Here is a 12,974-nt window from a genome sequence, read left to right as displayed (position 1 = left end):
CGCTCGGTACCCGTGCTTCTTCTGAATCGGCTACCTACCCCTCAACATGAGGTGCTTATAAGAGCCTTTGTAAGTACCTCCCGTATTGCTCCTTACAACACGGACCAATAATACTTTCTAAGGGGCGAGGTAACGATCCAAGCCGAGCAAGATATCGTTGACCGCGTCCTGGACGCTATAATCAACTGTATTTATCCTCATATCTGGCGCGACCGGCGGTTCGTACACAGAGTCCAGCCCCGTGAAGTTCTTGATCAACCCTGAACGCGCTTTGACATACAGCCCCTTGGGATCCCGTCGTTCACATTCAGCGAGGGGCGTATCAATGAATACCTCGACAAACTTATCCGACCCGATGATCTCCCGCGCCAGTCTTCTGTCGTCGCGGAAAGGCGAAATGAACGCAACTATGACTATCAGTCCGGCATCCGTGAACAGATTAGCGACTTGAGCAATGCGACGGATATTTTCCTTGCGGTCCTGATCACTGAAGCCAAGATCACCACACAATCCGGTACGTACGTTATCTCCATCTAGAAGATAGGTATGTTTGCCAAGTGCAAGCAGCTCAGTTTCCAACGCATTCGCAATAGTGGATTTACCAGCCCCGCTAAGCCCAGTCAGCCATATTACAACTGGACGCTGCTTTTTCAACGCAGATCTGAGCTGCTGATTAACTGCAGTCTCATAAAAACTCGTATTACTCAAAATCTCTCTCCGTCAACGTCCGCTCGATGTGGCCTACATGTGCGCTGAAAAAGCTGCGTCATTGTGGAAGGGGCTGAACTTCAGCCCGTCAAACTCCGATCCTAGCATACACAGGCATCTGCTCGTATCACCATGCGGATGGCCGAGCCTTCGCGTAGCTGATGGAGGCGATCGAATCACCACAATCGCCTGGATGGCGGGGCATGGGCTTCATTCGGTAACACAACGAGATGTATGCGATTGCCCGGAAGGTTGATGAAAAGCGTCAACTCTTTTTATTTACCAATCATTTGCAATGCAGCCTAGCAACATTTGTATACACAGAAGTCGGATGCACTGGCTACGCCGGATGCCAAGGCGTGGGCGCTGTGGCCGGATCAGCCCTGGGGCGAGCGCCACGGCACGCTGACCAAACCCGCCCCAAACGTTTAGCAGGTGTAAAGCTTGAAAAATACAGCCCACAATATTCAGGCTTCATGGGGTACCACCGGTAAGCAGTAAAGAAGGAAGCGCCGGGATGTGTGCCGAACTCAGTCCGGATTTGGCTCCGGCAGCGACGGATTAGGGCATAGAGCGCTCTGACAAGTGGCAACAACAAGCTCTATCCAGTATCGTGCCGCACGAGGAAAGGCCAGAACTTCAAGTAGCTCATCGCTACAGAGAACAGGCACCGGCCATCGCGCGTGGTTGGAGGTTAGGTGCCGCGGGCGGAGTACGTTCTGTGTCGCGCCGCTACTCGGATAGCTAGGACGTCGCGGCAAAACGTGGCATAAACTCATCACTCAGGCGATTTTCTAGGAATGGCAAGATGTCGCAATGCTGACGTCTGCGCTTTGTTGAGCGCGGCAACATGGAGGAGCTTTCCGCGCGGAGCACCCTCAGCCGTCATCAATCAGTGGGCATCATGGCTCCAACGATAGATCTCAGGCATCTCACAAAGACTTTTTAGAAAGCGATTTGGTAAATGGAAGACGATTCGACAACGAGCGATAATGCCGGAGCGGACAGCAAAGTCGTACTGGTGCTGGGCATGCATAGAAGCGGCACGAGTGCAATTGCTGCGGGCCTTCAGCAGCTTGGAGTGGTGATGGGGACCTCTCTCTATCGAGGGGACGAATGGAACCCGAAAGGTTATTTTGAAGAGAAGAAATTCGTCGAATTCAACACTCGGTTGTTGGATATGGCCGGGCTCCGCTGGGATTCCGCTTACCCATTTCCCGATAGCGCTGCCTTGCGCTGGGCGCCCCAAAGGACTGCAGCCTACGACTTGGTTGACGAGGTTTTTGGCGATACTCGCGTCTGGGGTTTCAAAGACCCCAGAATGTGCCTGCTTTCGGCTTTCTGGTCTGAGACATTCAGGTCTCGCGGGCTGACGCCTAGCCTGTTGCTGATGCTACGCGATCCTGCAGAAGTCGCGCTCTCATTGAATAGACGTGATGGGATAGCGGTCGAGCGGGCCGGCTGGCTCTGGTTCAATCATCTGCTTGGCAGCTTGGATTATCTCCAGGAGCACTCGGATACGCATTTAATAGATTTTTCTGACCTTCTGCATGCTCCTGCCGAGGTCATGCGAGGCTTGGCAAAATGGATCGGGATTTCCGTCAGCGAAAACTTGGTTGAAAGTTTTGCCTCAGATTTCATCTCTCCGGGGTTAGCGAACGGTAAGGGCACCGCGAAACCGCTAATGCACCCGTTGATCATTAGCGCGTACACATTTTGGCGCTCTGTGGCGAGCAACGGCATGTCTCCTAATATCGCTTTGCAGAGTCCGGAATGGCTAAGCATAAAAAGATCGTTTGAAGTCGAGATCAAACCAACGCTGCAAGCTGTTCAGAACTTTTTGCAACGGACCGCCAGCTCACTGTAATGGACTCCCGTTTAATCGAACTTAGCGATGCACTACAGGTTACTGAAGAGCTAGCGCTGAAACGCTTGGCAGAGCTAACCTCGCAGGAGTCGCAATTAAAGCGGACACTTGATGCTCTCGCCTATGCTGAAAAGCTTGCGTTCGAAAGATTAGAGCGGATAGGAGAATTGGAACCGCAATTGAAGCTCACCAGCGATGGGCTAGCGTTTGCAGAAAACCTTGCGTTAACTCGACAAGCGACCATAGAACGGCTGGAGAAAGAGTTCACCCATGCTGCGGTCATCAAAGGCTACGTCGTACCCGCTACTGACGAGGCGGACAGCGACACAAATAAGGACGAGACATCTAAGTGACTAGCGGAGTAGCAGCCCAAGATCAGCACCAGAGCGATCTGCATGATACGTTGATGTGCCAAATCGATCACATCGCACTTCATCCATACGGCTTGTTCGGCTACGGCTGGGCGCTTGATAAAGCTGGCACCATTTCACATGCCACCTTGGAACTTAAATATGCCGACGGACGGATTGAATCCGTCGACGTTTCAACTGGCCGAGTCAGGGAAGAGGTTGCCATTGTCTTTCCTCATCATGCCCAAGCTGGCCAGTCGGGTTTCATGTTGATGGCGGGCTGGAGTGGGGTACCTCCCGAAAATGCGGATCTGGTATTTCAGCTTACAGACGGCAGAGTGGTTCGCAATGACCTCCACACTGCCATCAGCCAAGCCGTTCCAAGGGCAGGGGTAGCGGAAAGCCGCTACCTATTGAGGCGCGCTTGGGGGTACGTAAGGCAAGGCAAGCTAACCCAGTTAGTGCAGAAAGCCATAAGATACGGCAGGAGCAACCCTCGCCTGGGCGAGCCTGATGATCCGAGTGTCTCACAGCGGTTAAAAGGGAAGCACTGCCGTCTCGTGATTGACCACTCAATGGGAGGGGGGCTAACCTGTTTCGCGAGCGCTTGGTGAAGCAGTGGGTCGAGGCAGGCGACACCGTTGTGCTTCTTAGCTTCAAGGTGGCATCAATGGAGCCATTCATAGAAGTTCGTGACGTGGCCGGCAGCTTCGCCTCGGCATTGCAGCCATTAGAGTCGCTTATAGCGCTGCTTAAACCCGCCAAGTCGGTGAAGCTGTTTTTTAATTGCGCAGTGTCATTTCCGAATCCCGCGCTCATTCAGCAGCTCGTTCTGAATGTAAAGGCAAGGTACAAGTCTGAGCTGATCGTTGCGATGCACGATTATTTTCTGGTCTGCCCTTCAAATTTCTTGCTGGACAGCACTGGGGTTTATTGTGGCGTCCCGTCGATCAGCCAATGCGAGTCATGCCTGCCCTACCACGGCGACGGCTTTGTTTCCCTTACGGGCGAGAGGTCAATTACCAACTGGCGAGGCGTTTGGGGAGACCTATTCAACGCTGCGGACGAGATACGGTGTTTTTCCGATTCGACCAGACGACTTTTAGGCCGTGCGTATCCGGAGGTGGCCGCGAGGGCTACACTGATTCCCCATGAAGTTCCGCCGCTTCGAACGGTACGAAACAGCCGCGCGGAAGAGCCCGTTCTTACAATCGGTGTCATCGGATCCATATCCCATCACAAGGGAGCAGGGGTGGTTGCAGACCTCGCCAAGGCGATCGCCGCTGCGGGCGCCGGTGTACGCATTGTCGTTGTTGGCAGTGTGGACGCATGGTGTCCGCCAGAGGTAGTAACGCAGACCGGCCCGTACAAGCAAGATGATCTGCCCAAGATCGTCGAGAAGCACAAAATCAATATTGCCCTGCTGCCATCGATTTGCCCCGAAACTTTCTCGTTTGTTGCGCACGAGATCATCTCAATGAATCTACCAATGATCTGTCTGGACCTTGGTGCTCAGGCTGACATCGTCCGTAGCCAACCTTCAGGACACGTTTCGGCACGTCAAGATGGACCAGGGCTACTTGAAGAAATTATCGCTTTTGATCGCTCCATGCATCCGTTAACAATGAAGGTTATCTCTTGAAAAAAATACACGTTTACACGAGCGCCGCTTGTAACTACATCCCCAAAGTTCGCGCGCTGATTGAGTCGATCAAAAAATTCCACCCTGAGTGGGTCGTCCACTTGGCTTTGTCCGATGAAATTCCGGCAGGTCTTGATCTGTCCGCGGAGCCTTTCGATGAGATTCACCCACTGAGCAGTCTGGATATTCCAAACGCAACAGGATGGGCGTTTTGTCACACAATCGTTGAACTCTCCACCGCAATCAAGCCTTTTCTGCTAGCTCGGCTGCTGGACCGCGAGGACTGCGCGGGTGTTATTTACATGGACCCAGATACTGTTCTCTTTTCGCCTTTGACCGATGTGATTGAGGCTCTGGGCCATTCAAATATCGCCCTCACCCCCATCAAATTGAGCCAGAACCGTCCCTAGCAGCGATTATGGACAATGAGATCTCCAGCCTAAAACACGGCATTTATAATTTGGGTTTCCTGGCCGTAGCGCCAACAGAGGTAGGCAAGCAATTCGCCCGCTGGTGGTCTGATCGTCTGTATTACTTCTGCCGCGCCGAAATTCATAACGGCTTGTTCACCGATCAACGCTGGATCGACTTGGCACCTGCTTTCTTTGAAGGCGTTTGCATTATGCGCACGTCGCGCTTGAACGTTGCACCATGGAACGCCACTACGCGCAAAATTACGGGCGAGCTACCAGATAGTGTGATGGTGGATGGGCAACCTTTGGGCTTCTATCACTTCACAGGTTTCGATAGCGGTGATCATCGTACGATGGCTCGCAAGAACGCGGGCGGACAGGAGACAGTACATGCGCTCATTGAGTGGTATACCCGCACCATCGCCGAGCTGGGCAAAGACCCGCTGAGCAAAGTCGTCTGGGCATTTTCGCGATTTGACGACGGCACGGTAATTCCGAAGCCGGCACGGTTGATCTACCGAGAGCGACTTGATCTACAGCAGGCTTTCCCGAACCCTTTCTTGACTCAGGAAGGTGGCTATAAAGGATGGTGGGAATCCCAAGGCCGTATCGAATTCCCTTTGTTGTTTGACAAAAATGCTGCTCCAGCAGAAATGGTGCGCTTGACCAGCGCATTAACCCCAGGCTATCAAGCGGGTGGAACCGCCGCTGTGTTCAGCTCAAGCCGAGTACGCGACCACTTTGCTAATGCCATTGATGACCCGCGCCACGGCGTCAAGCTAGCAAAGCGAGCATGGGAAGTACTTCGGACTGAAGGGGTCGCGGGAATCGTGAAGCGGGTTTCGAAATGACGCCTGAGGTGCCTTCAGCAGCGGTACACCACCAAGCGTCGGAGGATCAACAGAGCTATCGATGGCCGGTCGTCTCGAAGTCGCAGGCAGGTATATTGATTTCGGTTATCGCCGGAGTTGCAGCCTGCACTTGCATCGCGCTGCAGGCTCCCGGACAGGTCTCTATGGACACCAGCGTTCAGCTCTATGAAGCCTCAATTGGGCAGTCTATCAGCTACAACCCGCCCTTCATGTCGGCGCTGATGAGGTGGCTCGGGGGCGGCTCTGTTGCAACTTCGCTTTTGGTGCTGATAAACGCTGTTCTGCTTTACGGCAGCTTTGCCTTGACTGCCGTTTCGGTGGGCAATATGGGCCAAGACCAAGGGCGGGACCACCTCCCTTACTGGCGAATAATCCTTGCAATAGTGATTGTGCTGAATCCGATCATATTCCTGTACGCAGGCATCGTCTGGAAGGATGTGCTGTTCGCGTCACTTCTCACTTCAGGATGTGCTCTAACGCTTGCAGCGAGTACAGGTGGTATTTACAAACGCTATGCCTGCGCACTAGGGGCCATCGCAGTTCTGGCAGCGGGAATGATCACCCGCCAGCAGGGAATCTTTATGGTCCCCTGCATCTTGCTGGCGGTGATTGTAGCTTTGTGGCCAAGCCATTCTCGGAACCAGAAGTTTTACGTGATTGCCGGGGTCATCGCCGCATTCTTAGTAAGCGTTACGGTACTCCAAAAAGAGTTGACGCAGCTATCAAACCACCCGTGAAGGTCGCGACCTCTGTCGGGTTTCGTAATTTAATGATTTTCGATCTCGCAGGCATGGTAAGTGACTCAGACCGACAGGCAAGCGATTACGCATTCCCAATTACTCCAGAGCAGCTGACAGCCATCCGCCAGATCTACACACCGGAACGGGTGGACACCTTGGACCGTACCCCGTTTACTCAAGCTTGGGTTGGCCGGCTGCCGAACAGCGAGTTGAGTGACGCGTGGTGGGCGATGCTTAAACAAAATCCAGGGGCTTACGCAGAGCACCGGTTGTCGGCTTTTGGAAAGCTGATAGGTCTATATGGATTGGAGGGCACGCTTCCTATCCACATCGGAGTGGAAGGAAACCCGAGCTATCTTAAACAAGTAGGTATCGGTGAAGGACGCGATCAGCGGAGTCAACTTATCTACGATATTGCGGTGCAATATTTTACTTGGCCTATATACCGTCACTTCTTTTGGTTAGGCGCTCTGGCCCTAGCGGTGGTGATTGGTGTCTATGCCCGCCTGCCACGTCGGCTACTACTTATCAGTGCACTCATCGCTGCGGCTACCGCTTTGATGTACGCATCTTATCTGCCAACAGCCATCGCTGCAGACTTCAGGTATCTATTTGGTGCAATACCACTGGTCATGATGCTTTTCATGGTATTGCTCATGGGGGACGAATAACTTATTGGAAACGATGACGGACCTGTTCCTGTAAGCGGCCCAATGAAGCGTTTTTAGCAGGGGCTACCAATTCGCGCCGATTGACATTCTTAATGTCAACGGCGCGAATTTTAATAAAGTCTCTTGAGCATCTCGCCCCACCAAAGCCTTAGTGTCTATCAGGCCTTAACTGTGATGATGATCCCTAAGATGATGACTGCGACACCAATGAAGTACTGAGGCTGAAATTTTTCGCCGAAGAATAGATGACTCCCAATTGGCACGATGACAAACGCCAACGCCATTAGCGGATAAACTTTCCCAAGCTCGATCTTCTGCAGCACCCACACCCAGGCAATCGTTGTAATGCCGTACAGCGCAAAAGCCGAAAACAGTGTGGTAAGGGTAGCTATATCAAAGAAGCTTCCAGTGCGTTGCAGAGTAGAGGCGCTCAATTTGAAGAGAATCTGCCCAGCAGCAATACCAAGGACGCATATAAGCGCTACGAAATAAATCATTTTACTTTCAGCTCGTTGACGGATTTGTTTTTGCGCAACAAATGGAATGCTCGCTTAGGTACCGCCTGAACATCGTGTCCGATAAAGGCGAGGATGAACTGGGTACCCAAGATAATTGGCAGCGCTGAAAGCATCACTGTTCCGGCTGGCGTAGGTACACCTGAACTCAGGGACGACGCCCAATGCGAGAATCCGAACAAAGAACCTACGATCACCAAAATCAACCCCAAAGGCAGCTCTAACGAGGCGAGCGACATGTCACGCAGATAATAACTATAGAAAATGCGCTTGGCCAGATTCCGCATATGCTTGACGAAAAACTCGCCAACGATTTTAGATATCTTGAGGTTGCTGACCTCATCTGCGTATTTAGCATCCATCGGAATATCTACGGCAACTGCTCGCAATGTATTCAGACGGAAAAGCATGTCAGTTTCAAAAAAATAACGCCGGCTGATCTTGTTGAAAGGTAGATGGCGCGCAACATCTCGATGGATCGCGGTATAGCCATTGGTCGGGTCAAAAAGATCCCAATAGCCCGAAGAAAGCTTAGTTAAAAACGACAGCGCGGCGTTACCGAACAGACGAATCTTGGGCATCTGACGGATTTCCTCGAGGTCGAAGAACCGGTTCCCCTTGGTGTAGTCTGCCTCACCGTGAATGATGGGGGCGACGAATTCAGGGAGCAAACGAGGGTCCATTTGCCCATCGCCGTCAATTTTTACAAATATGTCCATGCCGTCGGCGATGGCAGCCTGATAGCCAGCCATAACGGCACCGCCCACTCCCTGATTTTGTTCGTTGCGTACGACGACTACTCGAGGATCTGTGCAGTGTTCTTCGACAAAACTGCCAGATTGCTCTGGACAACAGTCGTCGACCGCGTAGATTTTAGTCACCTCGCTTCCGATCTCGGCGATAACACCGAGGATATGTGCCTTGACCTTGTAGCAAGGGATGATTACCGCAATTTTCAAGTCTGTCATTGTCATGGTTTTCGCCGTTTCATACCTTTGATCGATCAAGAACTCACAATCGACATGGAGATCAGAGCCAGGGGTGGGTCCACCGAGTGGCAGCCCTTTCGTAAATGGATTCGATGATGTTTTGTCGGCCAGCAGCGCCCGCTCGAAAAGCAGCCATGGTAACCCACTTTAGGGCGGTACTGGCAGTCCTAGTGCCAAGCGCCTAACGGCCTAGTAGAACCGTCGCGCCCATGCCTGGGGCCGATCAAGGGCCGCAGCGACTACCTTCAGATCTAAAGAGGCTTGGCTGAAAACCCTCACTCGCCACCTGTCCGTGCACGGTATTGGGGCACTGTGCCCATTAGCAATGGATGATGTGCTCAACTATAAGTCAGCTTGGCACGGCTTAACAAAAGTCTGGACTTGAGCAATCACACTCATCACACTTCAAAACTTACCAGATACGGGGTCGTGGGAAAAAACGTAAAAACTAGGTAGCTTCGGCTAGTTTCCTTCAGCATGGCTAATAAAAACAACCCAGAACAGGCCACATATAGCATGGAAAAAAGCACTGTCTCGCTTGTCAGGCCGTTAGCATACCCCAGCTTAGAAGGAGTGAGATTTTATGCTGCGCTCATTGTATTCGTTGAGCATGTCCTCTCCGGAATTGTTCTCGAATATTTTAAAATAAACCCGCTTGAGTTTAGCTACTCCTCCGACTCAAGAACGCTTAAGGCGCTATATTATTTAGCGGACGGCAACCATGGCGTAGATATCTTTTTCATCATCAGCGGCTTTTTGATGACAAGACTGATCCAAAAACCAAATTTCTCTTATTCGGACTTCGTACTCGCCAGAGTTAAGCGCATCTATCCTGCATTTTTCGTATCGCTACTCATCACCACCCTAATTGTGGTGCAAGTATTTGGATGGCCGTGGAAAATCATGGACTTCCTGGGCAACCTGATTTTTTTAAATGCTTTTCCGGCGCTGGGGGTGATGCCCTATAACCACGTATCTTGGTCGCTCGGATACGAATTCGCTTTCTACGTGATAATACCTATATTGGCACTGGTACCAGGTGATACAGCTAAAACCTCCATAAAGTTCGTAATTTTGTTAGCAATTCTGTTCTGCATACCGCCTTCGCTCATCCGGTTCGAAGCTCTGTTTGTGGGGGGACTCATCGGGATTTTATCTGAATCATCCCTCAAAGCATTCGCATCCAAAATCCCCCTCTCGATTGCGGTCATTGCTTACCTAAGCTGCGGAGTCATAAAGGCTTTAGGAGTCATTAGCTACCAAAGTTATTATTCCCTATTCCTGGCGTGCGCCGCAGTACTGCTTGTTAGACTGGTATGGCGAAACTCTGCCCTTGGCTCGTTCCTTATGCTCCCCGCTATGAGAAAGCTGGGCACGCTGTCCTACTCGCTATATTTGTATCATTCGGTCATTGCGTCCATTGTGCTATACAAGCTAACTCCATGGCCCGCGTCGCTTGGGGGTGCCGTATTTGCATTTATGACGACTCTTGTGCTTACCCTTTTTGCTTCCTATGTGTCGTACATGCTATTTGAAAAGTGGTATTTTAACGCCCCGCGGCATAGAGCCTCAGTCCCATAGCCGCTTGTGGCAGTTCGCGCTCAACGCTTGAGTTCCGAAGGCTTACAGCTGGTGCCTGTCATTCAAGCAGGCATTGGGGCCCTGGCGCCTCCTTAAGAGACGGCAGTAGCCCTATAGCAGGTGCCGACTGAGAAGTCGCTTTGCTCTTAGGGCGCAGCGGATAACCTGCGCATAACTTCAATTACCAGCGCTTTAGCATGGACCCGCAACTCAGGTACGGCTGTCGCTTCCCAGTATGTAGCTTTAAGCATCGGCCCAACATAACTAAGCCATGGCGTCGCAATGCCCTGACTGCTCAATACTTCATAGCCAGGTGATACATTAATCCCCAGCCCAAGCTCATCTGAGGAAATAATATCGGCGCTGACAAGACTTCGCATCAACTCATCTTCTATTCTAGAGAGGCTAGTGCAAGGTCCAGTGCAATTGATTATCTTGTTGACCGCCACCCGATAAACGCGCTCAGAGCCACGCCGCGCCACGTCGACCTCACAGATATCCCCTTTGATCTCCACTGCGGTAACTCTACCTGCGATGAGTTCAACACTAGAATCCTGTATACCAGCTTCGAAAATGCGAGACGGTTCGGGCGCAATTCTGTGCCGATGTGAGTCCCAATATACTTGGAGGTGTCGCAGGAAACGCCTACGCTCGATTAACGGCAAACGCGACCACAATTCTGGAGTGATATTTCTGAGAGCCGTAATTACCTCCCTCCAATGCTCTGACGAGATACTTATACAGTCCCGTACGATCCTTAAATACGTTCGAACAGTAGGCTCAGCATTCAGAATTAAACTCTGAACATCCGTCGTAAAGCCATCAGCTGGGAGCTGGTCCCTGTGGGCCTTCGGGTGCAGCCCACGGCGTGAGACCATAAAAACTTGCGCGGAGGGCAGTGAGCGCTTGATTGACAATAATACATCGACAGCAGTCAGTCCCGTCCCAATGAGCAGGACCCTTGGAGCGTCCTTATGGGCCAGCTCCAAGTGATTCAACCACGGGTCTGCGATATAAAATGGCGAAAATGATTGCGGATTTACGGCCAGTGGATTTGAGGGGGCAAAATTTCCCAACGCCAGAATGACATGATCAGCTTGGATTTTTGCTCCGCAAGCCATTTCCAACAACACTTCGCTCCCCTTCTTTTCAACCGAGAGCACGTTACCCGCTACGCGCCGACAGGTGACACGACCTGCGCTTTGCGACTCAGCAAAGGCCAGGAGCTCCTCCAAATACACACCGTATAGCGAACGAGAGACGAAACTGCCGGAGTGAGTTTCATTGTCTAAGCGACGGCAGAAACGCAAAAAGAGTCTGGATCATCCTGCAATGCGGACATATTGCCAGCAGGCACGTTTAATAAATGGTGTGGGCTACTCGTTCCGTATGCTAAACCGCGAGCCATTTTGCCAGAACGATTTACCAGTATTAATTCTGCTCCTTGGGGAGCATGTCTCATGAATTCAACCGCAGCTACAGTGCCACTGAATCCCGCGCCGATAATCACCACGCGCCTCATACATATTCCTCTACCTGATTTGCAGCTAAGTTCCACCAAAGGCAAAACAAGATTCGGTACCGACTGCCGCGGTTGGACCCGGCACGTCCCTTGGCCTCATATGAACAAATGACTCGTATTCCGGGCGCACCAATCATCATGCCTGGTTTTCTCTTCCGATGAGGACCTCAGGATTTAAATCTATTTCCAGCCAAAATTGATCCGACACATACCAGCGTGAAGGCGATCTGGTCGCGGCGACGGCGGCGACACTTGCGGGCGGTCAACGCCAGCCATAATCGTGAACTGGTATGTGGCACACCGTCGGGGTGACTATCTAGAAGCGATCCAACTATTGACACCTGAGCGAACCACCAACCGTTTAGGGCTTTCTTCGCCCGGGCGATTGCTGTGCTGAATCCAGCATTCACCCCAACTTGATTATCCGCATGCTGCCGATAATCCATCCCAGGCACTGGATCGATAAACCACGTAAACCCATGACTGCGCGCGTACGCATAACAAAACCAGTCATGCAACGCGACGTCCTGCACCCTCTCCCACTCATCCACGATCAGCTTCTTGAACCCCGCTGCTAGCGCTGGCTTGAGCACATACGTGCATCCCGGCCCCGCTGCTTCGAAGAGGTGATCCCATTGCACCTGAGGCTGGGCTTTGTCGACAAGCATTCGGCGGCCATCGGGCCAGAAGGCGACGACGTTACTGGAGTAACCGTCAACATCGTCCGAACGCAGTTTTGCAACCGCACGCTCAAGCTTGTCGGGATACCAGATATCGTCTTGGTCGGAGAAGGATACAAAGTCGAACTCACTGAAATCGACATCGCGTATCAGGCGGAAGAAGTTGCGTGCGGCGCCCTTGAATGGGCCTGCAGAAGGGAGCAAAGTTACGTTAGGGTGAGTCGCCGCGTACTCGGCGCACCAGCCTTCGGTACCATCGGTCGACGGGTCGACGCTGATGTAGATGCTGACGTGCACATTGGTCTGCGCGAGGATAGAGGCAATCTGCTCCTCTATCCACGACATGCCGTTATAGGCAGCCAACAGCACAGCGACTTCGGGTAACTCAAAAGACATGCTGTTGGCAGCCTATTCGTTCAAAGGT

Annotated in this window: 12 protein-coding genes; 8 read left to right on the top strand and 4 right to left on the bottom strand. The window is 52.0% G+C overall.

What is annotated here, in order from left to right:
• Positions 1–117: 117 nt before the first annotated feature.
• Complete coding sequence (cysC, locus tag JN403_RS08050) at positions 118–711, bottom strand: adenylyl-sulfate kinase (RefSeq protein ID WP_205487270.1); 594 nt, start codon at positions 709–711, stop codon at positions 118–120.
• A 961-nt stretch (positions 712–1,672) separates the two neighbouring features.
• Between cysC and JN403_RS08045 the strand changes: the two genes are divergently transcribed.
• The 7 genes from JN403_RS08045 (at position 1,673) to JN403_RS08020 (ending at position 7,263) form a co-directional block, all read left to right on the top strand.
• Positions 1,673–2,575, top strand: coding sequence for a hypothetical protein (locus JN403_RS08045; RefSeq protein WP_205486683.1), 903 nt, complete (start codon positions 1,673–1,675; stop codon positions 2,573–2,575).
• The gene (locus JN403_RS08040; RefSeq protein ID WP_205486682.1) at positions 2,575–2,928 is read left to right on the top strand and encodes a hypothetical protein; all 354 of its coding nucleotides are present in this window, start codon (positions 2,575–2,577) and stop codon (positions 2,926–2,928) included. Before JN403_RS08045 ends, JN403_RS08040 begins: the two co-directional genes overlap by 1 nt.
• 607 nt (positions 2,929–3,535) lie before the next feature.
• On the top strand, positions 3,536–4,567 hold the full coding sequence (locus JN403_RS08035; RefSeq protein WP_205486681.1) for a glycosyltransferase: 1,032 nt from the start codon (positions 3,536–3,538) through the stop codon (positions 4,565–4,567).
• A complete protein-coding gene (locus JN403_RS25370; RefSeq protein ID WP_240356862.1) occupies positions 4,564–4,977 on the top strand; it encodes a hypothetical protein in 414 nt (137 codons plus the stop codon). Before JN403_RS08035 ends, JN403_RS25370 begins: the two co-directional genes overlap by 4 nt.
• A gap of 8 nt (positions 4,978–4,985) precedes the next feature.
• Entirely contained in the window at positions 4,986–5,831 is an 846-nt protein-coding gene (locus JN403_RS08030; RefSeq protein ID WP_240356860.1) for a hypothetical protein, read from the top strand.
• A 164-nt stretch (positions 5,832–5,995) separates the two neighbouring features.
• Entirely contained in the window at positions 5,996–6,589 is a 594-nt protein-coding gene (locus tag JN403_RS08025) for a hypothetical protein (RefSeq protein WP_205486680.1), read from the top strand.
• Between the two features lie 32 nt (positions 6,590–6,621).
• Positions 6,622–7,263, top strand: a complete 642-nt coding sequence (locus JN403_RS08020) for a hypothetical protein (RefSeq protein ID WP_205486679.1) — start codon at positions 6,622–6,624, stop codon at positions 7,261–7,263.
• Between the two features lie 158 nt (positions 7,264–7,421).
• On the opposite strand, the gene JN403_RS08015 is transcribed toward JN403_RS08020, so the two are convergent.
• Complete coding sequence (locus JN403_RS08015; RefSeq protein WP_122536931.1) at positions 7,422–7,760, bottom strand: 4-amino-4-deoxy-L-arabinose-phospho-UDP flippase; 339 nt, start codon at positions 7,758–7,760, stop codon at positions 7,422–7,424.
• Entirely contained in the window at positions 7,757–8,752 is a 996-nt protein-coding gene (locus tag JN403_RS08010) for a glycosyltransferase family 2 protein (RefSeq protein ID WP_205486678.1), read from the bottom strand. Before JN403_RS08010 ends, JN403_RS08015 begins: the two co-directional genes overlap by 4 nt.
• 492 nt (positions 8,753–9,244) lie before the next feature.
• On the opposite strand from JN403_RS08010, the gene JN403_RS08005 reads away from it, so the two are divergent.
• Positions 9,245–10,348: an acyltransferase gene (locus JN403_RS08005; protein ID WP_205486677.1), complete on the top strand. Its 1,104-nt coding sequence runs from the start codon at positions 9,245–9,247 to the stop codon at positions 10,346–10,348.
• A 1,689-nt stretch (positions 10,349–12,037) separates the two neighbouring features.
• On the opposite strand, the gene JN403_RS07990 is transcribed toward JN403_RS08005, so the two are convergent.
• Positions 12,038–12,946 (bottom strand): glycosyltransferase family 2 protein, encoded by a 909-nt coding sequence (locus JN403_RS07990; RefSeq protein WP_205486674.1) that lies wholly within the window; start codon positions 12,944–12,946, stop codon positions 12,038–12,040.
• Positions 12,947–12,974 lie beyond the last annotated feature (28 nt).

Source organism: Pseudomonas sp. 15A4, assembly GCF_016925575.1.
Classification (GTDB): domain Bacteria; phylum Pseudomonadota; class Gammaproteobacteria; order Pseudomonadales; family Pseudomonadaceae; genus Aquipseudomonas.
Note: the sequence above shows the minus strand (reverse complement) of the source record. Positions and strands in the feature narration are given on the sequence as shown.

Excerpts from the sequence above, each read along its gene's own strand:
- JN403_RS08045 (WP_205486683.1), top strand. The coding sequence starts at position 1,673 with ATGGAAGACGATTCGACAACGAGCGATAATGCCGGAGCGGACAGCAAA.
- JN403_RS08040 (WP_205486682.1), top strand. The coding sequence starts at position 2,575 with ATGGACTCCCGTTTAATCGAACTTAGCGATGCACTACAGGTTACTGAA.
- JN403_RS08030 (WP_240356860.1), top strand. The coding sequence starts at position 4,986 with ATGGACAATGAGATCTCCAGCCTAAAACACGGCATTTATAATTTGGGT.
- JN403_RS08025 (WP_205486680.1), top strand. The coding sequence starts at position 5,996 with ATGGACACCAGCGTTCAGCTCTATGAAGCCTCAATTGGGCAGTCTATC.
- JN403_RS08020 (WP_205486679.1), top strand. The coding sequence starts at position 6,622 with ATGATTTTCGATCTCGCAGGCATGGTAAGTGACTCAGACCGACAGGCA.
- JN403_RS08015 (WP_122536931.1), bottom strand. The coding sequence starts at position 7,760 with ATGATTTATTTCGTAGCGCTTATATGCGTCCTTGGTATTGCTGCTGGG.
- JN403_RS08010 (WP_205486678.1), bottom strand. The coding sequence starts at position 8,752 with ATGACAATGACAGACTTGAAAATTGCGGTAATCATCCCTTGCTACAAG.
- JN403_RS08005 (WP_205486677.1), top strand. The coding sequence starts at position 9,245 with ATGGCTAATAAAAACAACCCAGAACAGGCCACATATAGCATGGAAAAA.
- JN403_RS07990 (WP_205486674.1), bottom strand. The coding sequence starts at position 12,946 with ATGTCTTTTGAGTTACCCGAAGTCGCTGTGCTGTTGGCTGCCTATAAC.